The 25,388-nt window shown below is 67.2% G+C and carries 21 protein-coding genes and 2 tRNA genes; 9 read left to right on the forward strand and 14 right to left on the reverse strand.

Annotation, left to right across the window (positions count from 1 at the left end; translation table 11 throughout):
- Position 1: 1 nt before the first annotated feature.
- The 3 genes from AC1DCZ_RS08555 to mnmA all read right to left on the reverse strand — a co-directional run bounded on the left by AC1DCZ_RS08555 (position 2) and on the right by mnmA (position 4,439).
- Entirely contained in the window at positions 2-1,093 is a 1,092-nt protein-coding gene (locus AC1DCZ_RS08555) for an ABC transporter permease (RefSeq protein ID WP_476974198.1), read from the reverse strand.
- Positions 1,094-1,225: 132 nt separating this feature from the next.
- Positions 1,226-2,854 (reverse strand): ABC transporter substrate-binding protein, encoded by a 1,629-nt coding sequence (locus AC1DCZ_RS08560; protein ID WP_476974199.1) that lies wholly within the window; start codon positions 2,852-2,854, stop codon positions 1,226-1,228.
- A 460-nt stretch (positions 2,855-3,314) separates the two neighbouring features.
- Entirely contained in the window at positions 3,315-4,439 is a 1,125-nt protein-coding gene (gene mnmA, locus AC1DCZ_RS08565) for a tRNA 2-thiouridine(34) synthase MnmA (RefSeq protein ID WP_476974200.1), read from the reverse strand.
- 172 nt (positions 4,440-4,611) lie between these two features.
- On the opposite strand from mnmA, the gene AC1DCZ_RS08570 reads away from it, so the two are divergent.
- Complete coding sequence (locus tag AC1DCZ_RS08570) at positions 4,612-5,856, forward strand: NAD(P)/FAD-dependent oxidoreductase (RefSeq protein ID WP_476974201.1); 1,245 nt, start codon at positions 4,612-4,614, stop codon at positions 5,854-5,856.
- Here the strand turns inward: AC1DCZ_RS08570 and AC1DCZ_RS08575 are convergent.
- The gene (locus AC1DCZ_RS08575) at positions 5,835-7,064 is read right to left on the reverse strand and encodes a cysteine desulfurase family protein (RefSeq protein WP_476974202.1); all 1,230 of its coding nucleotides are present in this window, start codon (positions 7,062-7,064) and stop codon (positions 5,835-5,837) included. The two genes, AC1DCZ_RS08570 and AC1DCZ_RS08575, sit on opposite strands and share 22 nt — an antisense overlap.
- A 50-nt stretch (positions 7,065-7,114) precedes the next feature.
- Positions 7,115-7,834 carry a helix-turn-helix transcriptional regulator gene (locus AC1DCZ_RS08580; RefSeq protein ID WP_476974203.1) on the reverse strand — a complete coding sequence of 240 codons (720 nt, stop codon included), beginning with the start codon at positions 7,832-7,834 and terminating at the stop codon, positions 7,115-7,117.
- A 90-nt stretch (positions 7,835-7,924) separates the two neighbouring features.
- On the opposite strand from AC1DCZ_RS08580, the gene AC1DCZ_RS08585 reads away from it, so the two are divergent.
- Positions 7,925-8,338, forward strand: a complete 414-nt coding sequence (locus AC1DCZ_RS08585; protein WP_476974204.1) for a hypothetical protein — start codon at positions 7,925-7,927, stop codon at positions 8,336-8,338.
- Positions 8,339-8,481: 143 nt separating this feature from the next.
- Here the strand turns inward: AC1DCZ_RS08585 and AC1DCZ_RS08590 are convergent, their stop codons facing one another.
- Complete coding sequence (locus tag AC1DCZ_RS08590; RefSeq protein ID WP_476974205.1) at positions 8,482-9,393, reverse strand: diacylglycerol/lipid kinase family protein; 912 nt, start codon at positions 9,391-9,393, stop codon at positions 8,482-8,484.
- Between the two features lie 123 nt (positions 9,394-9,516).
- On the opposite strand from AC1DCZ_RS08590, the gene AC1DCZ_RS08595 reads away from it, so the two are divergent.
- The 4 genes from AC1DCZ_RS08595 (at position 9,517) to AC1DCZ_RS08610 (ending at position 12,750) form a co-directional block, all read left to right on the forward strand.
- Positions 9,517-10,506: a J domain-containing protein gene (locus AC1DCZ_RS08595; RefSeq protein WP_476974206.1), complete on the forward strand. Its 990-nt coding sequence runs from the start codon at positions 9,517-9,519 to the stop codon at positions 10,504-10,506.
- 29 nt (positions 10,507-10,535) lie between these two features.
- Positions 10,536-11,003, forward strand: a complete 468-nt coding sequence (locus AC1DCZ_RS08600; RefSeq protein ID WP_476895230.1) for a tRNA (cytidine(34)-2'-O)-methyltransferase — start codon at positions 10,536-10,538, stop codon at positions 11,001-11,003.
- Positions 11,004-11,246: 243 nt separating this feature from the next.
- Positions 11,247-11,852, forward strand: a complete 606-nt coding sequence (locus AC1DCZ_RS08605) for a sigma-70 family RNA polymerase sigma factor (RefSeq protein ID WP_476974207.1) — start codon at positions 11,247-11,249, stop codon at positions 11,850-11,852.
- Positions 11,853-11,862: 10 nt separating this feature from the next.
- Positions 11,863-12,750 (forward strand): anti-sigma factor, encoded by an 888-nt coding sequence (locus AC1DCZ_RS08610; protein WP_476974208.1) that lies wholly within the window; start codon positions 11,863-11,865, stop codon positions 12,748-12,750.
- Between the two features lie 167 nt (positions 12,751-12,917).
- Here AC1DCZ_RS08610 and AC1DCZ_RS08615 read toward each other — a convergent pair whose 3' ends face one another.
- From AC1DCZ_RS08615 to AC1DCZ_RS08640, 6 genes are all read right to left on the reverse strand, one after another.
- The gene (locus tag AC1DCZ_RS08615) at positions 12,918-14,321 is read right to left on the reverse strand and encodes a GntT/GntP/DsdX family permease (RefSeq protein ID WP_476974270.1); all 1,404 of its coding nucleotides are present in this window, start codon (positions 14,319-14,321) and stop codon (positions 12,918-12,920) included.
- A 44-nt stretch (positions 14,322-14,365) separates the two neighbouring features.
- The gene (locus tag AC1DCZ_RS08620) at positions 14,366-14,899 is read right to left on the reverse strand and encodes a gluconokinase (protein ID WP_476895227.1); all 534 of its coding nucleotides are present in this window, start codon (positions 14,897-14,899) and stop codon (positions 14,366-14,368) included.
- A gap of 75 nt (positions 14,900-14,974) precedes the next feature.
- Entirely contained in the window at positions 14,975-15,754 is a 780-nt protein-coding gene (locus AC1DCZ_RS08625; RefSeq protein ID WP_476974209.1) for a PIG-L deacetylase family protein, read from the reverse strand.
- A gap of 4 nt (positions 15,755-15,758) precedes the next feature.
- Positions 15,759-16,712: an electron transfer flavoprotein subunit alpha/FixB family protein gene (locus tag AC1DCZ_RS08630; RefSeq protein ID WP_476974210.1), complete on the reverse strand. Its 954-nt coding sequence runs from the start codon at positions 16,710-16,712 to the stop codon at positions 15,759-15,761.
- Between the two features lie 14 nt (positions 16,713-16,726).
- Positions 16,727-17,527: an electron transfer flavoprotein subunit beta/FixA family protein gene (locus tag AC1DCZ_RS08635; RefSeq protein WP_476974271.1), complete on the reverse strand. Its 801-nt coding sequence runs from the start codon at positions 17,525-17,527 to the stop codon at positions 16,727-16,729.
- A gap of 277 nt (positions 17,528-17,804) precedes the next feature.
- Positions 17,805-19,412: a S1C family serine protease gene (locus AC1DCZ_RS08640; RefSeq protein WP_476974211.1), complete on the reverse strand. Its 1,608-nt coding sequence runs from the start codon at positions 19,410-19,412 to the stop codon at positions 17,805-17,807.
- 296 nt (positions 19,413-19,708) lie between these two features.
- On the opposite strand from AC1DCZ_RS08640, the gene AC1DCZ_RS08645 reads away from it, so the two are divergent.
- The 3 genes from AC1DCZ_RS08645 (at position 19,709) to AC1DCZ_RS08655 (ending at position 24,355) form a co-directional block, all read left to right on the forward strand.
- A complete protein-coding gene (locus AC1DCZ_RS08645) occupies positions 19,709-21,814 on the forward strand; it encodes a TPM domain-containing protein (protein WP_476974212.1) in 2,106 nt (701 codons plus the stop codon).
- 135 nt (positions 21,815-21,949) lie between these two features.
- Entirely contained in the window at positions 21,950-22,738 is a 789-nt protein-coding gene (locus AC1DCZ_RS08650) for a PspA/IM30 family protein (protein ID WP_476974213.1), read from the forward strand.
- A 162-nt stretch (positions 22,739-22,900) separates the two neighbouring features.
- The gene (locus tag AC1DCZ_RS08655) at positions 22,901-24,355 is read left to right on the forward strand and encodes a cryptochrome/photolyase family protein (RefSeq protein WP_476974214.1); all 1,455 of its coding nucleotides are present in this window, start codon (positions 22,901-22,903) and stop codon (positions 24,353-24,355) included.
- A 156-nt stretch (positions 24,356-24,511) separates the two neighbouring features.
- Here the strand turns inward: AC1DCZ_RS08655 and AC1DCZ_RS08660 are convergent.
- Together AC1DCZ_RS08660 and AC1DCZ_RS08665 are read right to left on the reverse strand one after the other, a co-directional pair.
- Positions 24,512-24,588 (reverse strand) — tRNA-Met (locus AC1DCZ_RS08660).
- 694 nt (positions 24,589-25,282) lie between these two features.
- A tRNA-Met gene (locus AC1DCZ_RS08665) sits at positions 25,283-25,356 on the reverse strand.
- Positions 25,357-25,388: the final 32 nt, after the last annotated feature.

Here is a 25,388-nt window from a genome sequence, read left to right on the forward strand (position 1 = left end):
GCTAGTACCTCACTCGCGGGTCGATCAGGGCCGCGACGACGTCGACGACGAAGTTGGTGACAGCGACGATGACCGCCAGCAGGACAACGATGCCCTGGACGGCGACAAAGTCCCGCGCGTTCAGGTACTGGACCAGCTGGTAGCCGAGGCCTTTCCACTCGAAGGTCGTCTCCGTCAGGACGGCGCCGCCCAAAAGCAGGGCGATCTGCAGCCCCATGACCGTGATGATGGGGATCAGCGCGGGCTTGTAGGCATGTTTGGTCACGAGCCGGAACTCGCTGACGCCGCGGGACCGGCCGGCCTCAACGTAGTCCTTGCCCAGCGTGCCGATCACGTTCGTGCGGACGAGCCGGAGGAAGACCCCGGCTGTCAGGAGCCCGAGGGCAATCGCCGGGAGGACGGCATGGGCCATGACGTCGCCCAGCGCCGCCATGTTGCCGCTGCGCAGCGCGTCCAGCCAGTAGATCCCCGTCGGTGCGGCGAGGCTTCCCATGGCCAGTTCGGTCCGCGTGGAGGCCCGTCCTGCGACGGGCAGCCAGCCAAGCCAGACCGAGAACGTCAGCTTCAGCAGCAGTCCCGCGAAGAACACGGGAGTGGCGTAGCAGAGGATCGCGAAGAAGCGCAGGACGGCATCGGGTGCCTTGTCGCGCCGGTGGGCGGCAACCATGCCCAGGGGGATGCCGACGAGCAATGCCACGATGACGGCGTTGATGGCCAGCTCCAGGGTTGCCGTGCCGAACGTTGCCAGCATCTCAACCACGGGACGGCGGTCGGTGATGGTCGTGCCGAAGTTGCCTGTCGCCACCTGGCCCATGTATTCGAAATACTGCACGAGGATCGGCCGGTCATAGCCGGCGTCGTGAATCCTTTGCGCCAGAACATCAGGGGGAAGCCTGCCGCCCTGGGCGGCTGTGATGGGATCGCCGATGACCCGCATCAGGAAGAAGACCATGGTCACCAGGATGAACATGGTCGGAAGGATCAGCAGGAACCGGACGAGGATATAAGTGCCCAGCCCCCCGCCGGAAGATTTTTTCTTGGACGGAAGAAGTCCGTCGGCGTCGCTTGGCGGCGCCTCTATCAGTGTTGTCATTGGTACCTAAACTTGTGCTTTCGCGGCCTTGGGCCGGCCCCGTGAACTGCAGGTGCTGCAATGACCAGGAAAGGCGGGGCGCCGTGGGGGCGCCCCGCCTCCTAGGCTGGTCAGAACCGCAGGGATGCAGCGTTACTTGGAAACAGTTCCCAAACGGAACTTGAAGGAAGCATCGAGGGTGGAATCGACACCCTTGACGCCGTTGCCGGAGATGGCAACCTGTGCGCCCTGAAGCAGCGGAAGCGTGGAGATGTCCTTGGCCAGGGCATTCTGTGCATCCTTGATCGCGGACTCGCGTGCGCTCTTGTCCACGGTGGTGAGCTGCTTGTTGATCAGATCAGTGACCGTGGGGTTGTTGTAGTGGTTCTTCAGGAAGCCGCCGTCCGGGAAGAACGGGGTGAGGTAGTTGTCGGCGTCGCTGAAGTCCGGGAACCAGCCGAACTGGAACACGGGGTACTCATCTGCGCGGCTGGCCTTGCTGTAGGTGACCCATTCCGTGGACTGCAGGTTGACCTTGAACAGGCCGGACTTCTCCAGCTGGTCCTTGACCATGGCGTATTCATCGCCTGAGGACTTGCCGTAGTGGTCCGGGTTGTACTGCAGGTTCAGTGTGACCGGGGTGGTCACACCGGCGTCGGTCAGGACCTTCTTGGCCTTGTCCAGGCTGGGCTTGCCGCCGTCGCCGTACATGTCCTTGAAGGAGGTGTTGGCGCCGAGGAAGCCGCTGGGGACGTTGGAGTACAGCGGCAGGTAGGTGCCCTTGTAGACCTGGTCTGCGATCGCCTGGCGGTCGACGAGGTTGGCGACTGCCTGGCGGACGGCGAGTGCCTTGGCCGGGTCCGCGTCCGCGGCCTTGGCGCCGAACGGCATGGTGTTGAAGTTGAACGTGATGTAGCGGATTTCGCCGCCGGGACCGACGTTGACCTTGACCTTGGAATCCTTCTTCAGGTCATCGATGTCGGTGGCGCTCAGGCTACGGTTCGCCACGTCGATGTTGCCCTGCTGGATGTCCAGCTTCATGTTGGTGGGATCGGCGTAGTACTTGATCGTTGCGGCATCGTTGGCGGGCTTGCCCAACACGCCTTTGTAATCGGCGAAGGCCTTGAAGCTGATGAGCTCGTTCTTCTTGTACGTGTCAATCGTGTACTGGCCGTAGAACGCCTTGGCCTTGACGATCGAGTCGTCGTCGAGCAGCTTGTCGGCCGGGAAGACTTCGTCGTCCACGATCGGCGCGGCAGGGCTGCTGAGGATCTGCGCGAAGGTCTGGTCGTTGGCCAGCTTCAGCTTGAAGACCACGGTGGTGGCGTCGGGGGCCGTGACGCTGTCGACGTTCGCCAGCAGGCTCGAGGGACCGGCGGGATCGTTGATCTTGATCTGCCGGTCAAAGGAGAACTTGACGTCCTTGGAGTCCAGGGTGTGCCCGTTGGCCCACTTCAGGCCGGACTTAAGCTTGACGGTGTACTCGGTCGGCGAGGTGAAGGAGGCTGACTCGGCCAGGTCCGGGACAGGGTCGGCGCCGCCGGGCTTGGAGTTGAGCAGGAAGGAGTAGACCTGGTTCATCACCATGAACGAACCGTTGTCGTACGAGCCCGCCGGATCCAGTGCGGTGACCTTGTCCGTGGTGCCGTAGGCGATGGGGCCGCTGGCCGCAGCTGATGAGCCACCGCCGCCACCGGACGGGCCCGTGCAGGCTGTCAGTGCAAAGGCGGAAACCCCGGCGAGCGCGATGACGCTCTGGAAGGCCTTTTTGTTCATTGCCATCTGTGAACTTTCTGTTCGATGAGTCCTAGCGCAGCCCGAAGTGATGCAAGCGACTCGACGGGCGGCGCGCTGTGCTGATTCCTCGATTGAATCAGAGAATCACGCGGTGAAACGTTACATCTTGTGAGATGAGACACAAAATTTACACGAATAGGTGGAACTCATCGTTTTCTTCAGGATTACGCCCGATTCTTCGGCAGGGCAACCCTTCACGGCGCCGGGGGGAATTGTATCGGAGCACGCCATCGGCCTATGGAAACCGGCTCAGGGAATGGCGTTGGAACCCCGCGTTGGCACGGCCGGCCGGCGGCGCCGCACGGCGCGCGCAGAGTGCCGGGCGCGGGGCTGCCCGGGCCTTGGGCCGGGCGCGGAGTGCCGCACAGCGCGCGCAGGGTGCCGCGCGTGAGGCCGGGAGTGAGGCTGGGGCGGGCCTTGGGCCGGGCGCGGGGCCGGGGCGGGGCTAGAGTGCAGCTCGCTGCAGCGAGCGGGCGGCGTCAATGGTCGCCTGTCCCAGCACACGGCTGCCCTGGTAGAGCACGACAGTCTGGCCGGGCGCGACGCCCCGCAGCGGTTCCGTCAGTGTGACCACGAGGTTGCCGGGGTCTTCCCCGCGTTCGATGTGGGCGCGGGCCGGGACGGGATCCCCGTGGGCGCGGACCTGGGCGTAGCAGTCGAACTCCTCGCCGGTGCCCACCTCGGCAATGGGCAGCCCGGCCCAGGAGACCTTGATGCCGCGGATTTCGTCAATGGCCAGCAGTGCCTCCGGGCCCACGACGACCCTGTTTTCCTTCGGCCGGATTTCCAGCACGAACCGCGGCTTGCCGTCTGCGGCCGGGGTCCCCAGCTTCAGGCCGCGGCGCTGGCCCACGGTGAAGGCGTTGGCGCCGGGGTGCTCCCCGACCTTGGCGCCGGATTCATCCACGATGTCGCCCGTGGACATTTCGATCTTTTCGGCCAGCCAGCCGGCAGTGTCGCCGTCGGGGATGAAGCAAATGTCGTGGCTGTCCGGCTTGTTGGCCACGGAGAGCCCGCGGCGTTCGGCCTCGGCGCGGACTTCAGCCTTGGACGGCGTGTCCGCCAGCGGGAACATCGAGTGCTTGAGCTGTTCGTGGGTCAGCACGCCGAGGACGTAGCTCTGGTCCTTGGCCCAGTCTGCGGCTCGGTGGAGCTCGGGGTTGCCGTCGGCGTCGTTGATGACCTTGGCGTAGTGGCCGGTGCAGACGGCGTCGAAGCCAAGCGCGATGGCCTTCTCCAGGAGGGCGGCAAACTTGATCCGTTCGTTGCACCGCATGCACGGGTTGGGGGTGCGCCCGGCAGCGTATTCGTCGATGAAGTCCTGGACGACGTCTTCCTTGAAGCGCTCGGAGAAGTCCCACACGTAGTAGGGGATGCCAAGCACGTCGCAGGCCCGCCAGGCGTCGCGGGAGTCTTCGATCGTGCAGCAGCCGCGGCTGCCGGTCCGCAAGGTTCCGGGCATGCGGGACAGCGCCAGGTGGACCCCGACGACGTCGTGTCCGGCCTCGACGGCGCGGGCGGCGGCAACGGCAGAATCGACGCCGCCGCTCATGGCTGCAAGAACTCGCATGCTGGCTTTCTTTAGGGATCGGGGGCTGCAGGAATAACACGATGCCTGCCGCCCCATTCTATCGCCACGCCGAATCCTGGCCCAAAAGCCCTTGACGGTCCTCCCCCGCACTTCTAACGTCAGGATTACCGGTTATAGAACTGAAGCACGCGCCAGCGGGAATCGAGCGGACATGGCTGTTGAGAACATCGTGATCGTTGGCGGCGGACTGGCCGGGGCCACTGCCGCCAGGACCCTGCGGGCGGAAGGCTTCGCGGGGCCGGTGATCCTGCTGGCGGAAGAGTCCCACCATCCCTACCTGCGGCCCCCGCTGTCCAAGGAGTACCTGCTGGGAAAGGCCGGGGCCGACGCCCTGCCGGTAGTCCCGGCGGCGTGGTACGGGGAGAACGCCGTCGAACTGCGGATGGGCGATCCGGTGACATCGATCGACCCGGTTGCCCGGACCGTGGCCTTGCGCGACGGCGCCACGGTGGAGTACGCCGCGCTGCTGCTGGCCACCGGCTCCCGGCCCCGGAGCATCCCGCTCCCGGGCAGCGGACTCGACGGCGTCAGCACCTTCCGCACGGTCGAGGACAGCCGCGGCCTGCGCACCAGCTTCGCCGCGGGCGGCCGCAACGTCGTGATGATCGGCTCGGGGTGGATCGGGATGGAACTGGCCGCAGCGGCGAGCGCCTATGGGAACAACGTCACCTTACTGGGGCTGGAGGAGGTGCCCCTGGGGGCCGCAATCGGGCCGGAGCTTGGCGGCTTCTTCCGGTCGCTGCATGAGGCCGCGGGCGTGCGGTTCCGGCTCCCCGCCTCGGCCGCTGGGATCACCGGCGACGCCGGCCGGGTCACGGGCGTCGTCACCGACTCGGGCGAGATCCTGCCAGCGGACCTGGTGATCATCGCCGTGGGCGTCGTCCCGGAGGTCTCCCTCGCCGCGGCGGCCGGACTCGGACTGCGGAACGGAATCCTCACGGACGCGTCGCTGCGGACCTCCGCGCCGGGGATCTTCGCCGCCGGCGACGTCGCCAACGCCCTCCACCCGTTCACCGGGGAGCACCACCGCAGCGAGCACTGGTCCAATGCCCTCAACGGCGGCAAAGTGGCCGCGAAGGCCATCCTCGGCCAGGACGCGGTCCTGGACACGGTCCCGTACTTCTACACCGACCAGTACGACGTCAGCATGGAATACTCCGGGTTCCCGACCCTGGTCTCCGGGCCGCCCACCGTCCGCGGCTCGCTGGAAGCCAAAGAATTCCTCGCTTTCTGGCAGCGTGAGGGGCGCGTGGTGGCCGGCATGAGCGTGAACTGGCCGCGCTCCGACAAGCCCCAGAAGATGATCAAGGCACTCATCGCGTCGAAAGCCGCCCTGAGCCCCGGGGCGCTGGCAGACCCGGCGCTCCCGCTGGATCAGCTCCTGCCGGAGGCCTGACGGGCCACCGTGCCGGCGGTCTGGATAGTGGACTCGTGTCCTGCCATGCCGGCCCGGCGGGCACGGGCACAGGCGCCCGGCAGCGCGGCCAGCAGGGCGTCGACGTCGGCGTCGTTGGAGGAATGCCCCAGGGTGAACCGCTGGGCACCCCGCGCCGTGTCCTCATCCAGGCCCATCGCCAGGAGCACATGGGACGGACGCGGAACCCCTGCCGTGCAGGCGGAGCCGGTGGAGGATTCAACGCCGGCCAGGTCCAGCAGGAACAGCAGGGAATCGCCTTCGCAGCCCGGGAAAGTGAAGTGGGCGTTGCCGGGTAGCCGTCCGGCCCCGGGCGCGCCGCGCAGCACGGCCTCGGGGACGGCATCGCGGACGCCGCCGATCAGCCGGTCGCGGAGGGCGGCGATCCGTGACGATTCCCCGGGGAGTTTCGCGGCGGAGGCCTCTGCCGCGGCCGCAAAGGCGGCGATGGAGGCGGTGTCCAGAGTGCCGGAGCGGACGTCGCGTTCCTGTCCCCCGCCATGCTGGACCGGGGTCAGCTTCACGGCGCGTCCCAGAATCAAGGCGCCAACGCCGACGGGCCCGCCGATCTTGTGGCCGGAAATGGACATGGCGTCCAGTCCGCTGCCGCGGAAGTCCACCGGGACGGAGCCGAAGGCCTGGACGGCGTCGGAATGCACCGGGATACCGGCACGGCGGGCCATCGCGGCGATTTCGGCGATGGGCTGGATGGTTCCGACTTCGTTGTTGGCCCACATGACCGTGACCAGGGCGATTGACGCCGGGTCGTCGGACAATTCGGCCTCGAGCACGCCAAGATCCACCACGCCGTCGGCGTCCACGGGCAACCAGCGGACGTCGGCCCCTTCATGCCGTTCCAGCCACTCCACCGTGTCCAGGACGGCGGGGTGTTCGACGGCGGAGCACAGGATGCGCGTGCGCGCCGGGCTCTCGGCGCGCCGGGCCCAGTACATTCCCTTGACCGCGAGGTTGTCAGCTTCCGTGCCGCCGGATGTGAAGATCACCTCCGACGGATGGGCCCCGGCTGCCGCCGCCAGCGCTTCACGGGCGTCCTCCACGGCGCGCCGGGCACGCCGGCCCGATCCGTGCAGGGAGGACGGGTTGCCGGTCCGGGACAACTCGCGCGTCAGCGCAGCCAGGGCCTCCGGAACGAGGGACGTGGTGGCGGCATGATCCAGGTATACGGGCACACCCCAATTCTACCTGCGGTCCTGCCCGGCCTCCGGTGTACATGCAGGCATCACAGCGGCCTGATCCGCGCGCAACATTGTTCCCGCCCTGCGGTCCCCTGCATCCTGAGGTCCTCGATGGCAAGCGGCTCCACCCGGTCCGGAGCCACCCCGCAGCCGGCGGCCGCACCGCGCAGGAAAGCGCCGTTCATGGCACAGACCACCTCCGCGTGGCCAGCGGCGATGCGGTGGAAGGGGCAGTTCAACAGGACCAGCCCGCCGTCGCCGTCGCCGTCGCCGTCGGGGTGGTACCCCTCCGAGGTGAGGAGTTCCGCGAAGCCCCCGGAACCGGCTGCTGCCTGCACTGTTGCGTGGCCTGCCGCCTCGCCCCGGGCGTACGCGGCCCGGAGCAGCGCCTCGCGCGGGGATCTGCCGCCTGACGTCGAGTCCTCGATCGCGGAGACCAACAGCTCGGCGGCCAGATCGTAGTTGCGGTCCGGAACCGAAGCCCCCACTTCCTCGACGGCGGCCCGGTAGAGCTTGGCGGGTCGGCCCGAACCGGGGCCTTCCCGGCCACCGAGCTTCCGGAATTCAACAGCCAGCAGTCCGTCGTGGACAAGCCGGTCCAGATGGAAGGAGGCAGTGCTCCTGGCAATGCCAAGGGCGGCGGCCGCGGCGTCCCGGCTGACGGCGCCCTCCGCCGACGCGACGAAATCAAACAGCCTCCGGCGGTTCTCATCCCCCAGGGACGCCACGGCCGCAACCCTTCGGATCCAGGGAAGTTTGCTCATGGGACCAGCGTATCTCTAAAAACAAGATTCATTGCTTAATATCGGGTTGCGTTCTAAAATCTGAATATCCATTTTTAGAAGGAGCAAGCCATGAAATCTTCACCAGTCCTCGCCGCACCGGCACAGTCCCTCGCGTCGGACCCGCACCGCCAGGCCTTCCTGTTGTTGCGGACCGTATTCACTGTCGCGCCGATCATCTTCGGCCTGGACAAATTCACCAACCTGCTGACCCACTGGACCATGTATCTCGCCCCGGTCGCGACGTCGGTCGTCCCGCTGCCGGCCCAATCCATCATGTACGTCGTCGGCGTGGTTGAAATCATCGCCGGGCTTGCGGTGGCCCTCCGGCCGCGGTTCGGCTCGGCACTGGTGGCCCTCTGGCTCCTGGGAATCATCGTGAACCTGATCGTGCTCGGCAGCTTCTACGACGTGGCGCTGCGCGACTTCGGACTGCTGGTCGCCGCCCTGGCACTGAACAGGCTCTCTCCGCGGAAAGCCGGGTAACCGGGGCCGCGCGGGAACCCGGCCGCCGGCGCGGCGAACGGCCGGGCCCGGGCCGGCTTTGCCACCGGCACCGGCGGACGGTCAGCCCGGCTTCCCTGCCCCGCCGGGAGGCCGCCTTGATTCCGGACCGGTCCCTCCGTGTACTACGCCAGGACCCGTACCGCCCGGGGAACGACGTCGATGGTCAGGGGCAGCGCCCCGATCCGCTCGCCGTCGGCGTACGCCACGATGTTCCCGGCTGCCAGCTCCACCCGGCGGATCCGGCGCAGATGCACCGCGGGATGCCCGACATGCCGGCCGGAGTACACCTTTGGAAAGACTGCCAGCAAGCCGGCCCGGGACAGCGGACCGACGATGAACAGATCCAGGTAGCCGTCATCGAGGACGGCATCCGGTGCCACCTGCATCCCGCCTCCGATCGACTGGGCGTTGGCGACGGAAACCAGCATCGCCGGCTGCTCCCAGCGCTCGCCGTCGGCTGTGACGGTGTAGTTGATCGCCCGGATCGAGGCGAGTTCGCGGAGCATGGCGAGCTGGTAGCGCAGTTTGCCCCGGGGCCAGCGCCAGGTGTTGGCCCGTTCGTTGACGGCGGCGTCAAAGCCGGCCGAGACCACGCCGGCGAACCAGCGGCACGTGCCTCCGGATGTGACCCGGCCGGCATCGATCATCCGGCCGCCGGCGGCGAGGGACGTGAGCACCTGTGCGCAGGCGGCCCGGGTGTTGTGCCGGGGCAGTCCCAGCGCCCGTGCCATGTCGTTCCCCGTTCCGGTCGCAATAATGCCCAGTGGAACCTTGCCGTAACTGCCTTCCGCCGCACCGGAACCGGCGAGCGCATTGATTCCGAGGTGGACCATGCCGTCGCCGCCGACCACCACGAGGGCGTCGACGCCTGATTCGAGCGCGCCGTCAACGGCTGCGGCGAGCTCGGCGTAGCTGCCCTCGCACAGGAACAGGACGTCCGCCCCGGCCGCGCGGAAGTAGTCCGCCGCCTCTTTACCCGCGTGCTGCCTGCGGCCGAACGATGCCCGCGGGTTGACGGCGACGGCGATTATCATGCGCTGAATTATGCCAGTGGCCGGGAACCATCCGTGCGGACGCGCTCGTTGTTCTTCCAGCCGGTTAAACTGGCCAGGCCGGACGTCCAGATGCGCTGGCCACATAACGTAAAGGATTCTTGCTTGACGCAGGGCAGCAGCTCGCATTACCAGGTCCTCAGGATCCCCGTGACGGCGACGGACAAGGAAATCAAGGTGGCCTACCGCAAGGCCGCCCGCATGGCCCATCCTGATCACGGCGGCGATCCGGCAGCCTTCCGGCGGGTGACCCTCGCCTACGAGACCCTGATCGACGCGAAACGCCGCGCCGCCTACGACCGCTCCTACGGCAGCGGCTCCCGTGGCGCCTTCTCAACCGGTCCTGACGACGGCGCTGAGGGCGCGCACTTTGACGCCCCGGCGGCCGAAAGCCGCGCCTCCGCCCACGTGCGCCGCCCCAACACGCCGCGGAACACCGCCGCGGATGCGCCCGTTTACGTTCCTCCGTTCGAACAATTCGCCCCGGGCGGAGCTGTGCCGCTGATTCCGGAGGACACGGCACGGCAGCAGGTCCATGGCATCCCCCGCAAGCGCGGAATCTTCGGGGCCGAGGCGAGGATCCAGCGCGAACTGCGGACGGTACAGCTGATCAGCAGGCAGATCCTCCCGGCGATTCCGTCCGCCCGGCTCATCAACGGCCTGCAGTCGCCGGTGGACAACAGCCACATCGACCACGCACTGTTGGCTGGCTACCGCCTGGCCATCATCGGGTCCATGTTGCTGCCGCCCGGCGCCTATGCCTGGAACGGCAGCACACTGACGCACGGCGGACGTTCCATCGCGCCGCCCCATCTCGCCCACGTGGTGCGCCGGATGCAGGACATCTTCCCTGAGCTCAACGTCACCGGCTGGACCGTTGTCCACAGCACTGACGGCAACCTCCACGAACCGGTGATCGACCGGCACCGCAGGTCACCCGCCGGGCAGGATGCCCGGGGAGACGCTTCCGACACAGTGCAGGTGGTCAACGCCGCCGGCCTGGCCCGCGGCCTCAAACAGTTTCTGGGTTCCGGACCGGCGCCCAATACCGTCAATGTTCCCGTGCTCGCCCGCCTGCTGCGAGGTATGCACTAGGGCCTCCGGCGGCTCGCTAGGATGGAACCGTGTTCCGCATCCTCTTCCACACCCCCGAAATCCCCGGCAATACCGGCAACGCCATCAGGCTGGCCGCCATCACCGGTGCCGAACTGCACCTGGTGGAGCCACTTGGCTTTGATTTTTCCGATGCCAAACTCCGGCGGGCCGGGCTGGATTACCACGACCTCGCCGTCGTCACCGTCCATCCGGACATCGACGCGGCGTGGGCGGCGCTGAAGCCGGAGCGCGTCTTCGCCTTCACCTCCGACGGTGAAGCGTCCTATACGGAGATCCGCTACGTCCCGGGCGATATCCTGCTCTTCGGCCGGGAATCCGTGGGCCTGCCCGAGGACATCAAGCACGACCCGCATGTGACGTCGCGGGTCCGCCTGCCGATGCTGCCGGCCCTGCGCTCGTTGAACCTTGCCAATGCTGCGTCGATTGCCGTGTATGAGGCCTGGCGCCAAAACGGGTTTGCCGGTGCCAGGCTTTAACGCCCTGCCGCGACACGGAATTTTCCCGCGGCGCCGGCCCATCCGATTCCCTGGCTGCGCCGAATCACCTGTGTAGGCCGCTTTAGGGCCTGCGGCCAGGGAGACGGGGAAGGGAGTGAGGTGCGGTACGTGACAACAACTCAGGTTCAAAGACGCCCGGACCGGCAGTGCACGGCCGGCCACGCCTCCCAAGCCGGGCATCCTGGCCCGGGATCGGCGGCCGGGACCTTATGCTTGAAGGTGATGGAAACTCCCAACGCCCCGAATCCCGAGGCCACCGCTCCCCCGGGCGCTGCAGCCGACGTCAACCGCCGGCTTGGCATGCTGCTCGGACAGATCGCCCAGGGAGACCAGGGTGCCTTCGCGGAGTTCTACGAACTGACTTCCCGGCGGGTTTTCGGCATGGCACGCAGGGTCCTGATTGACACCGAGCTCAGCGAAGACACCACCCAGGAGGTCTTCCTCCAGGTCTGGCAGAACGCGTCCAAGTTCAACCCCGATGCCGGCAGCCCGCTCGCCTGGCTCATGACGATCTCGCACCGCCGCGCCGTGGACAAGGTCCGTTCCTCGCAGTCCGCCACCGACCGGGAAGCGAAATACGGCGCCAGCAGCCAGGAAATCGACCACGACTCCGTCTCGGACGAGGTCGGCAGCCGGCTTGAAGCCGAGGCCGTCGTCCGTTGCCTGGAGACGCTGACGGATACGCAGCAGGAGTCCGTGCGGCTCGCCTACTACGGCGGCCTCACTTACCGGGAAGTCGCAGAGAAGCTCAACGCGGCGGTTCCCACCATCAAGTCCCGCATCCGCGACGGACTGATCCGACTGAAGACCTGTCTGGGGGTGAGCTGAGATGACCGACATGAACGCACAGAACAACGGACGCGTCGCTGGTGGCTTCGCGGCTGATATCGCCACCGACCTCGCCTCGGGGCGGGCCGTTGACCTCGCCGAGGTCTTCGCCCTCAACGCCGTCGACGACGCCGAACGGTCCGCCATCGAGCGCTACCTCGCCTCGGCCCCTGTTGCTGAGCGGACCGCCTTCAACGAGCGCGTGCGCCAGGCTCGGGAGACGCTTGCCACCAGCTTCACTGCGGAGGAGGAACCTCCGGCCGGACTGCTGGACCGGATCATGGCGTCCCTCCCTGCGCAATCAGCGGCAGCGATGGCTGGCCCCGGGCAGGCTCCGGACCGGACCGGCTTCCCGGTGTCCCCCGTGGTGGCGAAACCGATCCGGGAAGCCCCGGAAGAACCTGTCCCCGATGAGCTCGGCGCGGCCCGGCAGCGCCGGGAAGAACGACGCCGGCCGCAAGGGATGCGCAATTGGCTCGTCGGCGTCGCGGCCGCCGCAGTCATCGCCCTGGGCGGGGTGGGTGTCGGCGCCTACGTGGCCAACCAGAACGATCCGCTCAACCAGGTCATGCAGGCCGGGGACGTCCGCCAGGCCACCGTCGACGTTGCAGGAGGGGGCACAGCCACCGTGTCCATCTCCTCGTCGAAGGACGCGGTTGTGGTGAAAATGAATGGGGTGCCGGCACCGCCTGCCGGCAAGGTCTACCAGATGTGGCTGATTCCCAAGGACGGCTCGGCGCCCGTGTCGCAGGGCCTCATGGATGCCCAGGCGCTGTCGAAGCCGGCCGTCGTCAAGGGCATCGGCTCGGCCGCTTCCCTCGGCATCACGGTCGAACCCGTCGGCGGATCAACCAGTCCGACGCTTCCGACCGTGGCCGCCGCACCGCTCGGAGCCTAGCTCCCGGCGGTGGCGCCCCCGGGCGCAGGCACCGGACTCAGCGAATCCGGACACAACAAAGCCGCGCAGTCCATGGAACCCTGAAAGGATCCACGGACTGCGCGGCCTGGTTGTTTAACCCGCTGTCCGGGGCAGCCGGGCCGGGTCGCAACCCGACGGCAATCCCGCTAGATGATCAGCGAGAGCAGCATCACGAAGCCGAAGCCCACCACGGAGATCAGCGTCTCCATGACGGACCAGGTCTTGAACGTCTGGCCGACCGTGAGGCCGAAGAGTTCCTTGACGAGCCAGAAGCCGGCGTCGTTGACGTGGGAGAGGAACAGCGAGCCGGCGCCGATGGCGAGGGCCAGCAGTGCCGCGTGCGTGGGCGACAGCGAGCTGGCAAGCGGTGCGACGATGCCGGCAGCCGTCACGGTGGCGACGGTTGCGGAACCGGTGGCGAGCCGCAGGGCGACCGCGACGATGAAGCCGAGCACGAGGACGGACATGTTGGTGCCCTCGGCCCACTTCTTGACGGCATCTCCGACGCCGGCGCCGATCAGGGTCTGCTTGAAGCCGCCGCCGGCACCGACGATCAGCAGGATTGCGGCGATCGGGCCGAGGCTGGCGCCGATCTTGGTCGTGATCCTGGGTCCGGTGAAGCCCACGGCGTAGCCGAAGGTGACGATGGCCAGCAGCACGGCCAGGGTCATCGCGACGAGCGGCTGGCCGATGAAGTCGAAGAACGTCCGGATGGCCGGGGCCGTCTTGGGGTCGGACCAGACGATGTCCATGACGGCTTTGAGGAGCATGAGCACCACCGGGAAGATGATGGTCAGCAGGGTTACGAGGAAGCTCGGCTGGCGCTTGAGGCCTTCCATGTCCGCGCCGTGCTGAGTGTCGATGCCGCCCGCGACGGCGGGGGCCCCGACGGGGACCCACCGTGCGGCAAGCCGGGAAAAGAGCGGCCCGCAGATGATGACTGTGGGGATGGCCACGAGGAGTCCAAGCGCCAGGGTGGTGCCGAGTTCGGCCTTGACGGCGCTGATCGCGATCAGCGGTCCGGGGTGCGGCGGCACGAGCCCATGCAGCACGGACAGGCCCGCCAGCGCCGGAATGGCGATGCGCATGAGGGGCATCTTGGAGCGCTGGGTGACCAGGACGACCACGGGAAGCAGCAGCACCAGGCCGATCTCGAAGAACATCGGCAGCCCGATGATCACCGCGACCAGCGTGATGGCCCAGACCGTCTTGTTGCCGCTGGCCTTGGCCAGCAACGTGTCCACGACACGGTTGGCTCCGCCGGAGTCGGCGAGGAGCTTGCCCAGCATCGCGCCGAGGGCAATGAGGAGGCCGACTTCCTTCAGGACGCCGCCAACTCCGTCCTCGAAGTTGCTGATGACGCTGGCCAGTCCCACTCCGGAGGCGAGGCCCACGAAGGCCGAGCCGAGGACGAGGGCCAGGAAGGGGTGGAGCTTGAACTTGGCAATGAGCACCACGATGAGTGCGATGCCAATGCCGGCCACCACCAGAAGTTGGGTGTCGTGGCCGTTCCAGGCCTCGACGGCAGCAGGAAGCTGCGTTGCTGTCAGAGAATTCAAATTATTTCCTTGGTGCGCTGTCGTTGCGTGGAGGCTCAAGGCCTGGCGGCGTCGGCAGCGTCGAGATTCAGTCGGTCGATGATTTCCTGTGCTTCGTCCGCAGGTGTCGCGGAGACGCACAGGCTAATGAAGTTTTCGTCCGCAGTGGGCGCTTCGAGCGCTTCAAACTGGGACTCCAGCAGGGCGGGGGGCATGAAGTGCCCGTGCCTGGAAGCGAGCCGGTCCGAGATCCGGTCCTTGCTGCCCTCCAGGAAAACGAACACGACCCCTTCGCCGCGCAGGACGTCGCGGTAGCGCTTCTTGAGGGCCGAACAGGTCACGACGCCGGGGGTCCCGGCCGCTGTGTGCGCCCTGATCCAGTCGGCGATGATTTCCAGCCAGGGCCAGCGGTCCTCGTCGGTCAGCGGCTGGCCTGCGTGCATCTTCGCCACATTGGACTCAGGGTGCAGGTCGTCGCCTTCTGCAAGATCCCAGCCCAGCCTGCCGGCCAATAGTCCGGCCACGGTTGATTTGCCCGATCCTGAGACCCCCATGATCACAAGGACGGGGTGCTGCGCAGTCTTCGCCATCAAAGTCTGCCTTCCATCAAATAAATATGATTTAAACAGAGGCAAGCATATGACAGAGGTTACATTCCGGCAACCTCAGAACCCGGCGATGGTCTCCGGACCGTTGACTGTTACGACGTGGAAGGCCTCGGCGCTGCGCCCGGCCGGCAGCCCCGCACGTTCGCCGGTGTGCAGCATGAGTCCGCGCACCGTCCGTTCCATCGCGTCCGCATCGGGATGCTGGCTGACGTGGATGTGGATGGCTTCGACCTTGCTGTCCACGTGCCCGGTGACATCGACGAAGTGGTTCTCGCGTTCCTCCGGCCCTGCGAAGAGCCACAGCCAGGGCAGCTTGTACGCGTCGAGCCCGGCGGCGGCCAGCTCCGGGTAGGCAAAAGGGTTCTCCAGCGCAGGATAGACAGCCCGGGTCACAGCCTCCCCCACGGCCAGGTGGTCCGGGTGGCTTTTCTGGATCCGGTTCCAGTTGCGTTCAGGATGCATCGACAGCACGACGTCGGGCCGGATCTGCCGGATCAGGCGCACCACTTCGCGCATCACGTCGTGCGAGGGTTCCAGGAAGCCGTCCCGCTCGTGCAGGTAGTGGATGTCCGTAACGCCGACCAGGGCGGCGGCGCGCTTCTGCTCCGCCGTGCGAAGCCGCACGATTTCCTCGCGCAGCGCCGGATCGAAGCCGCCGGCATCGCCGTCGGTCATGATGCAGTAGCTGACCTGGACCCCGGCGGCCGTCCACGCGGCGATAGTGCCCGCGGCGCCGAAATCGATGTCGTCCGGGTGCGCGGTGAAACAAAGGACCCGCTCGATCCGGGATGTCCCCGGATCGAACGGGCTTTGCGCCGCGGTGGCGTTGATGGGCATCCGATCAGCCTCTGCGCTTCTTGATTTCTTCGGTCGCCTGCGGCAGGACCTGGAACAGGTCCCCGACGATCCCGAAGTCCGCGATTTCGAAGATCGGCGACTCGGCGTCCTTGTTCACGGCCACGATCACCGTGGCGGTCTGCATGCCGGCTTTCTGCTGGATGGCGCCCGAGATCCCGGCGGAGATGTAGAGCTGGGGCGAGACGGTCTTGCCGGTCTGGCCCACCTGGGCGTCGTGGCCGATCCAGCCGGCGTCCGTGGCGGCACGCGAGGCCCCGATGGCAGCACCCAGCACATCGGCGAGGTCTTCCACCGGGCCGAAGTTGCCGTCCACGCCGCGGCCGCCGGCCACGACAATCCGTGCCTCGGACAGGTCGGGGCGGCCGCTGCCCGGCTTGTCGCTGCGGGCCGTGATCCTGGCGGCCGCAGCCGTGGCATCGGCAGGAACGTCCACGGTGACGGACCCGGGTGCCGTGGCCGTCACAGCCGGCTCCGGCGTGATGCTGTTGGCCTTGACGGTCAGCACGGAGACCGGTGTCGTGGCCCTGGCCGTGGTGGTGTAGGAACCGGCGAGCACCGACTTGTGGGCCGTCCCGTCAGGGTCCACGGCCACGACGTCGGTGATGACGCCGGCGCCGAGCTTGATGCCGAGACGCGCCGCGACTTCCTTGCCTTCGGCGGAGTTCTCGGTGAGGACCACGGTTGCCTCCGAGGCCGCCGCGGCCGCCGCCAGGAAGGCCGCTTTCGGGCCCACAAGGTAATCGTCCAGGTTCTGGGCGGACGGGCGGTAGAGCGCCTGGGCGCCGTAAGCTGCCAGGGCCGCGCCGGCGTCAGTGTGCAGTTCGCCGTTGAATGCGACGGCCGCCTCCCCGAGGGAACGGGCGATAGTGAGCAGCTCGAGGCTGGACTTTTTCAGCGTCTGGCCGGGGTTGTCAATGAAAACGAGTACTTTTGCCATGTCTGGATTTCCCCTTAGAGCAGCTTCTGTGCGGCCAGGAACTCGACCAGCTGGACGCCGGCGTCGCCTTCGTCAGTGATGATGGTGCCTGCCGTGCGCGGCGGACGTGCTTCGGCTGTCGTGACCGCGGTCCAGGAACCGGCCAGCCCGACCTGCGCCGCGTCCACGCCGATATCGGCAAGGCTCAGCGTGGTGATGGTCTTCTTCTTGGCCGCCATGATGCCCTTGAAGTTCGGGTAGCGGGGATCGTTGATCTGGTCGGTGACCGAGACAACGGCCGGCAGCGCGGCCTCGACAGTATCGGTGTGGGCGTCGCCGTCGCGGCGGGCGGTGAGCTTGCCGCCGTCGAGCTCCAGCGACGACGCGAAGGTCACCTGGGGCAGGCCCAGGCGCTCGGCGAGCTGGGCCGGGACGAGGGAGGTTTCGCCGTCGGTGGATGCCATGCCCGTGAGGATAAGGTCCGCGGGGGTGTCGGCGTCGAGGTGGCGGATCGCCGCGGCGAGCGCCAGCGAGGTGGCTGCGGCGTCGGAGCCTGCCAGGGCCTCATCGCTAAGGTGAACGCCTTCGGTCGCGCCGATCTGCAGCGACTTCTTGACAGCGTTGACCGCGCCGGCGGGTCCCATGCTCAAGGCGATGACCTTGTTGCCTGCAGCTTCTCCGCCGCGGGCTTCGCTGAGCTGCAGCGCGGCTTCGAGGGCGTACTCATCCAGCTCGGACAGGATGCTCTCGGAACGATCGGTCGTGTGGCCCCCGCCCGTGAGGTGCCGGTCGAACTGGGCGTCAGGGACGTGCTTGACCAGCACGATGATCTTCAATGTCTCTTCCACTGTGTTTGCAGCAGCCTTCCATGCGGGTGGACAGCCGCCCCTGGGGGCATGGCCACGGAACGCCCGGAGTGCCGGGTTGTTCCTAGCTAACCATATTGCGGCTCGCGTGCGGCGCCTGGGTTAACGCCCGTGTCAGCACGGTCTCCGGCCGAGTTACAGACCCGGGGCTGCGGATAGGCGGCCGGTGCAGCATGGAGGCCGGGCAACACCATACGGTGCTGCCCGGCCTCCGTGTTGCTGCGGCCCCTTGCTGCGGCTGCGTGCCCTACTGGTCGGCTGCCGCGCCGAGGGTCACGTCGAGTTGCTGCTCCTGCCCGGCGCGCAGGACCGTCACCTTGACCGTGGCGCCGGCGGCTTGTTCGCGCACCGCCGCGGTCAGCTGGTTGGGGTCGCTGATGGTCAGATCCTGGAATTTCGTCACGACGTCGCCAACCTTGATGCCGGCCTTGTCAGCGGCCGAGCCGGATTCGACGGTCGCGACCTCCGCGCCCACCGAGAATCCGGAGGCTGAGGTTCCTGCGGCCTTGGCCTTCACGCTCACGCCGAACTGTGCGTGCGTGGCCTTGCCGTTGCTGATGATTTCCTGCGCGACGCGCTTGGCGTTGTTGATCGGGATGCTGAAGCCAACACCGATGTTGCCGCTGCTGCTGCCGCTGCTCGAATCTCCTCCGGCCGAGGCGATGGCGACGTTCACGCCGATGATCTCACCCTTGGTGTTCACCAGCGCGCCGCCCGAGTTACCCGGGTTGATGGCCGCGTCGGTCTGGATGACGTTGAGCGAGATAGATCCCTGGTTCGCGGTGCTCTGCCCCTGTCCGCCGCCTGGCGGGGCGAACTGGAAACCTTGGTCACCGCCCTGGGAGTTGTCGGTGCCGTCCTTGGGGGCGGCCGAGGAGGCAACGCTGATGGTGCGGTTCAGCGTCGAAACGATACCGTCCGTCACGGTCCCAGTGAGGCCCAGCGGGGATCCGATGGCGACGGCGGTGTCCCCGACGTTGAGCTTGCCGGAGTCGCCCAGTGTTGCGGGGACGAGCCCGGACGCGTTGTCGATCTTGACGACGGCAAGATCGGAGAGCGGATCGGTGCCGACGATCTTCGCGCTGTACACCTTTCCGTCACTCGTGCGGACCTCGACGGCGGCCTTGGCCGTCTTGCCGTCGAGCGTGACCACGTGGGTGTTGGTGAGTATGTGGCCGTCGGCGTCCAGGATGATTCCCGAGCCCGTGCCGCCGTCGCTGCCGCTGGTCGCCTTGATGGTCACGACGCTTGGCGAGGCTTTCAGGGCGGCTGCGGTGATGGCGTTGACGTCGTCCTTGTTGTTCACGATCACCGGGCCGGACTGGCTGGAATTGCTGCTGGCAACAGTCGTGGGCCTGTTCGTCAGCAACGCGCTGCTGCCGGCGACGACGCCGCCGCCGATCAGGCCGGCGGCAAGGATGCTGGCCACCAGGGTCGGCACGCCGAACGCCGCTTTGCGCTTGGGGGCGTGGGCGGGGTTGTTTCCATAGCCCGGGTTGGACGGGTAGGGCGGCTGGCCGCCGGAGTAGGCGCCGTAGTGGGACTGGCTCGTCTGCCCGAAAGCGCCCCTCTGCTGCTCGGGGCTGTGGCCCTGCTGCCCCTGCGGGGGCTGTCCGCCGGAAGCGGCCGGGGCGCCGAACTGCTGGGTTTCCGGCGCGGCGTGCTGGCCGTAGGCGGGCTGGTGCTGCGGATAGACCGGGCGCGGCGAACCGTCCCCGGACTTGTCCAGCGGGAGGGTCGGATTCTCGTGGGCTGATTCCGGCGCCCGGGCGTCTTGCGGCTCCGAAGAGCCCTCACGCGGCTGGGCCGGCTCCCGGTTCTCTGGTGACGCACCCTGCACTGGGTTCTCAGTCATAAGACTTCCTTTCATCCTCGTCTGCCATTAACTATGGACGCTTTGACTGATACTAGAGCGCACGTTTGCTGGGAGGTTCCTGAACGGCGCGGCAGAGGTCCGCGACTGACTATTTGAACGCTACAGCGCGTTTCGCTGGTGGCATATTCCCATTGGTGGACGGCCATTCGGGTGCACCATAGAATCAAATGGAATTGCCACAGCGACCTGCGGCTTTACATCTGCGTGGGGGCGCTGCTGCATTCTGTGATGACTGGTTCGACCGAACCGGTCACAGAAGTGCTGAAGGGTTGCACATGCGGTCTAAGTTCAATCATTTCCTCGCCGTTCTTGGCGTCGCTGGATTGCTGGCATTGCCTGCCGCTCCGGCCCTGGCCGAGGATCCGGTGACCATCCCGTCCGGCTCGAATGTCGTGGACAACGCAAACGTGCTCGGCAACCGCAAGACCGAAGTCCAGGACGCCGTACAGAACCTGCTCAAGGACCACAAGTACAATCTGTACGTCGTCACGGTGAAGACTTTCGAGAACCCGTCCGAGCCCAAAGCGTGGGCCCAGGCCGTAGCCACCAAGAAGGGCATGGGCAAAGCCGACGTCATCCTGACAATGTCTGATGACGGCAAGTTCTACTTCGCCCCCAACTCGACCAGCGCCATTGCCTCAAAGACGTCCAACATCAGCCAGAACGCCCTAGTTCCCAACCTCGACGGCGGCAAGCGCGACTTCGCCCAGGCGGCCATTGACACGGCCGCCGCGGTCGGCGATGCCGCCGGCGGCGGCAGCGGATCGGTGCCCTCCGGGGCCGGCGCCGGCAACGGCGTTCTCGTGGGAGTCGGCGTCGTCGCGGCCGGCGGCGTCGGCACGTACCTGTACCTCCGCAACCGCCGCAAGAAGGCAGGCCAGGGAACCGGCCCGGGCTACGGGCCGCAGGGTGCCGAGTTGGACCCGCTGGCCGGGCTGAGCGTGCAGGAACTGCGCCGGAAGAGCGACTCGCTGCTGATCGAGGCCGACGACGCCATCAAGTCCAGCGAGCAGGAGCTTGGCTTCGCCCAGGCCCAGTACGGTGATTCGGCCGTCGGCAACTTCACGAAGGCATTGCAGGAAGCCAAGGCCCACATGTCGGAATCCTTCAAGCTGCAGCAGCAGCTGGACGACCATATTCCGGACACCGAGGAACAGCAGCGCTCCTGGCTCGGCGAAATTATCCGCCGGGCCGAAGCCGCCCTTGCATCCCTCCAGGAACAGAAGGCGGACTTCGACTCGCTCCGGGAACTGGAGAAGAACGCCCCCCAGGCCCTCGCCGCGGTAGCTGCGGGAGCCACCGAGGCAGGGGCGAAGATTGCCAGCTCGGAACAGTCGCTGACCGAGCTGCGGGCCAAGTACGCTGACAGCGCCTTGGCGCAGGTTGCCGACAACATCAGCCAGGCCAAGGACCGGCTCGCCTTCGTGCAGAACGCCTCGGTCACGGCCCAGGAGAAGCTCGGCACGGGCGAAACCAGCCTGGCAGCGGTCGCCGTCCGGGCCGCGGAAGAAAGCCTGCACCAGACGAACGTGCTGATCGGCGCCATCACCAAGGTCGCCGGAAGCCTGGACGAGGCACGCAATGGGCTGGAATCCGCCGTCGTCGACACCTCCCAGGACCTGGCACAGGCGCGGGCGATGATCCAGTCCGGAGCCCACCCGGAGCTCGCCGGTCCCGTGGCCGCAGTCGAAGCCGCGCTGGCCGCGGTCAAGGCCGAGATCCAGGGCGGCAGGATCGACCCCATCGCCACGCTGGCCAGGGTCGAGACGGCGCATCAGTCACTGGATTCCTCCCTCACCGGGATCCGTGACCAGCAGGAGCAGGCGCGCCGGGCGCAGGCCTCGCTGCAGCAGAGCATCATGTCGGCCCAGGCGCAGATCAGCGCAACGTCGGACTACATCACCGCGCGCCGGGGCGGGGTGGGCACCGAGGCACGCACGCGCCTCGCTGAAGCCCAGCGGAATCTGGACTACGCCTTGTCCATCTCGCGCACCGATCCCGTCTCTGCGTTGCAGTACGCGCAGCAGGCGTACTCGCTCGCGGCCCAGGCAGCCCAGTTGGCGCAGTCGGACGTCGACCAATTCGGCGGCTACGCCAACCAGGGCTACGGCCGTGGCGGGATGTTCGGGGGCGGTGGAGGCGGAGGCCTGGGGGGCGCCATCCTTGGCGGCATCCTGATCAACTCCATCCTCCACGGCGGCGGAGGCGGCGGCTGGGGCGGTGGAGGCGGCGGCGGTATGTTCGGCGGGGGCGGCGATTCCGGCGGAGGCTGGGGCGGCGGTATGTTCGGCGGGGGCGGCGATTCCGGCGGAGGCTGGGGCGGCGGTGATTTTGGCGGCGGCGGTGGCGATTTCGGCGGCGGGGACTCCGGCAGCTTCTAGGCCGCTGCAGGCGGGCACGGACTAAGGGCCTCGCGGCGCGCCGGCGGGATCGACGGCCGGCGGATAGCAGTACGCAATAGATCATCTGTTCACGGAATTCAGTGGGAACCACTGAGCAGGACGAAAGGTAACACCATGAAGCAGTCCATTTTCGGCCGCATGGCGCAACTGGCGAAGGCCAACATCAATTCCCTGCTGGACCAGGCTGAGGATCCGCAGAAGATGCTGGACCAGATGGTCCGCGACTACACGAACAATATCGCCGAAGCCGAGTCCGCGGTGGCCCAGACCATCGGCAACCTGCGCATGCTCCAGGATGACTACAACGAGGACGTCAAGAACGCCCAGGACTGGGGCAACAAGGCCCTCGCAGCGTCACGGAAGGCCGACGAGTACCGCGCCAAGGGAGACGTCGGCGACGCGGAGAAGTTCGACAACCTCGCCAAAGTGGCCCTTCAGCGCCAAATGTCCTCGGAGAACGAGGCGAAGTCGGCACAGCCCAGCATTGCGTCGCAGTCCGAGGTGGTGGACAAGCTCAAGCACGGGCTGGACCAGATGAAGGGCAAGCTCAACGAGCTCACCAGCAAGCGCAACGAGCTTGTGGCCCGTTCCAAGACGGCCGCGGCGCAGACCCAGGTGCATGATGCCCTCAAGAGCATCGACTTCATGGACCCTACATCCGAAGTGGGCAGGTTCGAAGAAAAGATCCGCCGCGAAGAAGCCAAGGTCCGCGGCCAGCAGGAACTCGCCGCGTCCAGCCTGGATGCGCAGTTCAACTCGCTGGAAGACCTCGGCGAGCAGACCGAAATCGAGGCGCGGCTGGCAGCCCTGAAGTCCGGCGGAGCCCCCGCGGCCATCGGAACGGGCAACAGCGCAGCTGCCGGCTCCTCGGTCGTCGACGAAGCCGACTTCGACAAGCTTTAGCCCGTCCCGGGGCGGCTTTCCTCCGACTGCACAGGCCGGGCCGCGGCGAGGAATCCCGGAAGTCCGGGATTATCCGCCGCGGCCCGGCCTCTGCTGTGCCACTACCTGCTGTGCCCCTACCTGCGGGCACGCGTGTACCTTCCCGGCGTGTACCGTGGATTCATGTCTTCGGGAACCGCATCTTCGACCGTCGTCTGGCTCCGCGATGACCTCCGCCTGGATGACAATCCGGCGCTGACGGAAGCCGCGGCGCTGGGGCACCCCCTCACCGTTGTCTACGTGCTGGATGAGGCCTCGCAGGGTGTCCGCCCCCTGGGCGGGGCGGCGAAGTGGTGGCTGCATCACTCCCTGGCCGCGCTTGCCGCCTCGTTGGAGGCCGCGGGCTCGCGGTTGCTGCTCCGTCGCGGGCCGGCCGCCGAGGTCATCCAGGAACTCACGGCGGAAACGGCCGCCACGAGCCTGCTCTGGAACCGCCGCTATGGCGAGCCTGAACGCACCATCGACGCCCGGGTGAAGGGCTGGGCCGCGGACCAGGGCATCAGTGCAAGCAGCTTCCAGGCCAATCTCATGTTCGAGCCATGGACGGTGCGCACCGGCGCGGGAGGGCCGTACAAGGTCTTCACGCCGTTTTGGCGCGCGTGCCTCGACCAGACGGACCCGCGGCTGCCCCTCGAGACGCCGGACCGGCTGCCGGCGTCCGCCCGGCGGCCCGGCGGCGGACTGCCGGACGGTGACGCGCTGGAGGACTGGGGGTTGCTCCCCTGCCGGCCGGACTGGAGCGAAGGACTGGCCCGGACGTGGAGCCCCGGGGAGTCCGGCGCCCACAGCCGGCTCGAGGAGTTCCTCGACGGCCCTGCCGCAGATTACGGCACCGGACGGAACATCCCCGGCGTCGAAGGCACCAGCAGGCTGTCCCCGCACCTTCGTTTCGGCGAGATCAGCCCGTTCCGGATCTGGCACGCCCTCCGTGAGCGCTTCCCCCACCAGCCCCCGGCCGACGTCGGGATCTTCCGTTCGGAACTGGGCTGGCGGGAATTCTGCTGGCAGCTGCTGTACGAGAACCCGGCCCTGGCAATCCGGAATTACCGGCCGGAATTCGACCACTTCGCCTGGCAGACGCCGTCGGACGCCGAGCTGGAAGCCTGGCAACACGGCCAGACCGGGTACCCGCTGGTTGACGCCGGCATGCGCCAGCTGTGGCAGACCGGCTGGATGCACAACCGTGTCCGGATGGCGGCCGCATCCTTCCTGGTGAAGAACCTGCTGGCCGACTGGAGGCTGGGCGAGGCCTGGTTTTGGGACACCCTGGTGGACGCAGATGCCGCGAGCAACCCGGCCAACTGGCAGTGGGTGGCGGGCTCCGGCGCGGATGCCTCCCCGTATTTCCGTATCTTCAACCCTGTCACGCAGAGCAGGAAGTTCGACTCCGCCGGCGCCTACCTTCGTCAGTACGTCCCTGAACTCGCGGCGCTGGACGGCAAGGCAATCCACGAGCCGTGGAAAGCCACGGGCACCGTGCTTGGCGACCCGGCCCCGGACTACCCCGGACCCATCGTGGGGCTGCCGGAATCCCGTGCCCGGGCCCTGGAGACGTACCAGCGGCTCAAAGAGGGCTAGCCAGCGCTGACGACTCGGCCGGGAAAGGCTGGGCTGGACGCACCGGACACGCCCGGACTTTACACACGTTTTGTCCTCTAACCCCCTTTGACCCCAGTTCCGCGGGACAACAAGAAAGGCCCGGATCAACAGATCCGGGCCTTTCTTGTTACTCCATGGTTGCGGGGACAGGATTTGAACCTGTGACCTCTGGGTTATGAGCCCAGCGAGCTACCGAACTGCTCCACCCCGCGTCGCTTGATCAACACTACCTTAGTTTGGGGGCCGCCCCGACCACACCGGGCGTGAGGGTCCGGCCGTGACCGTTTCCGTCCCGGACGGGTCGTGGCCGCGGGCTTCCAAGTGGTCCTGATCGTGGGCCAGCCTGATGTCTTCGTCCCGGAGAACCTCTCCGTGGCCGCGACCTGCGCGACCCGGGTGGCGACGCTCCTTCCCAGTTGCTGGCCGCCGGGACCAGCTTCGGGCCCATGGAACCCCTGGATTGCCACTTGTCGGCCTGAGTGGACTCCGGGCGCATGCCGAGGCGTTCGCACAGCGCGGGGCAGGCTGACCGTTCGGGGCGGATGGGAAGATGCACTTCCGCCATGGCTCCAAAGCCCCCATCGGTTGCTGCGCAGGTGCCGTTTTGGGCCGCCAAAAGGGCCGCTACGGAGCAGCCGGCGGGGGAAGGACGCCCGCGGTTGCCTCGGCGGTCGCGGGTTCCCCGTCCGTCGGCACTACAGGCTCCGGGATGGCCGACTCGGGTCTGGAAATTACCCGGGGCTCCTTGGACCGCTCACGGTTCGGGCCGGCGCCGAGCCGCACGCTCAGGGCGCCGGGCCGCTCCGCAACGCGGGCCCTGAACTGGTGCGGGTTTCAAGGGGACCGACTGGTCGTTAAAGCAGAAAGCCCGGAACACTTTGTCAGTGTTCCGGGCTTTCCCTCCAGTTGCGGGGACAGGATTTGAACCTGTGACCTCTGGGTTATGAGCCCAGCGAGCTACCGAACTGCTCCACCCCGCGTCGCACTTACAACTCTACCTGCCACCGAACTT

This window comes from Arthrobacter sp. 10N418, from assembly GCF_056394725.1.

What these genes read in the sequence shown, in the direction of transcription:
- AC1DCZ_RS08555 (WP_476974198.1), bottom strand. Translation starts at nt 1,093, where the DNA reads ATGACAACACTGATAGAGGCGCCGCCAAGCGACGCCGACGGACTTCTT.
- AC1DCZ_RS08560 (WP_476974199.1), bottom strand. Translation starts at nt 2,854, where the DNA reads ATGGCAATGAACAAAAAGGCCTTCCAGAGCGTCATCGCGCTCGCCGGG.
- mnmA (WP_476974200.1), bottom strand. Translation starts at nt 4,439, where the DNA reads ATGCGAGTTCTTGCAGCCATGAGCGGCGGCGTCGATTCTGCCGTTGCC.
- AC1DCZ_RS08570 (WP_476974201.1), top strand. Translation starts at nt 4,612, where the DNA reads ATGGCTGTTGAGAACATCGTGATCGTTGGCGGCGGACTGGCCGGGGCC.
- AC1DCZ_RS08580 (WP_476974203.1), bottom strand. Translation starts at nt 7,834, where the DNA reads ATGAGCAAACTTCCCTGGATCCGAAGGGTTGCGGCCGTGGCGTCCCTG.
- AC1DCZ_RS08585 (WP_476974204.1), top strand. Translation starts at nt 7,925, where the DNA reads ATGAAATCTTCACCAGTCCTCGCCGCACCGGCACAGTCCCTCGCGTCG.
- AC1DCZ_RS08590 (WP_476974205.1), bottom strand. Translation starts at nt 9,393, where the DNA reads ATGATAATCGCCGTCGCCGTCAACCCGCGGGCATCGTTCGGCCGCAGG.
- AC1DCZ_RS08605 (WP_476974207.1), top strand. Translation starts at nt 11,247, where the DNA reads ATGGAAACTCCCAACGCCCCGAATCCCGAGGCCACCGCTCCCCCGGGC.
- AC1DCZ_RS08610 (WP_476974208.1), top strand. Translation starts at nt 11,863, where the DNA reads ATGAACGCACAGAACAACGGACGCGTCGCTGGTGGCTTCGCGGCTGAT.
- AC1DCZ_RS08620 (WP_476895227.1), bottom strand. Translation starts at nt 14,899, where the DNA reads ATGGCGAAGACTGCGCAGCACCCCGTCCTTGTGATCATGGGGGTCTCA.
- AC1DCZ_RS08625 (WP_476974209.1), bottom strand. Translation starts at nt 15,754, where the DNA reads ATGCCCATCAACGCCACCGCGGCGCAAAGCCCGTTCGATCCGGGGACA.
- AC1DCZ_RS08630 (WP_476974210.1), bottom strand. Translation starts at nt 16,712, where the DNA reads ATGGCAAAAGTACTCGTTTTCATTGACAACCCCGGCCAGACGCTGAAA.
- AC1DCZ_RS08640 (WP_476974211.1), bottom strand. Translation starts at nt 19,412, where the DNA reads ATGACTGAGAACCCAGTGCAGGGTGCGTCACCAGAGAACCGGGAGCCG.
- AC1DCZ_RS08645 (WP_476974212.1), top strand. Translation starts at nt 19,709, where the DNA reads ATGCGGTCTAAGTTCAATCATTTCCTCGCCGTTCTTGGCGTCGCTGGA.
- AC1DCZ_RS08650 (WP_476974213.1), top strand. Translation starts at nt 21,950, where the DNA reads ATGAAGCAGTCCATTTTCGGCCGCATGGCGCAACTGGCGAAGGCCAAC.
- AC1DCZ_RS08655 (WP_476974214.1), top strand. Translation starts at nt 22,901, where the DNA reads ATGTCTTCGGGAACCGCATCTTCGACCGTCGTCTGGCTCCGCGATGAC.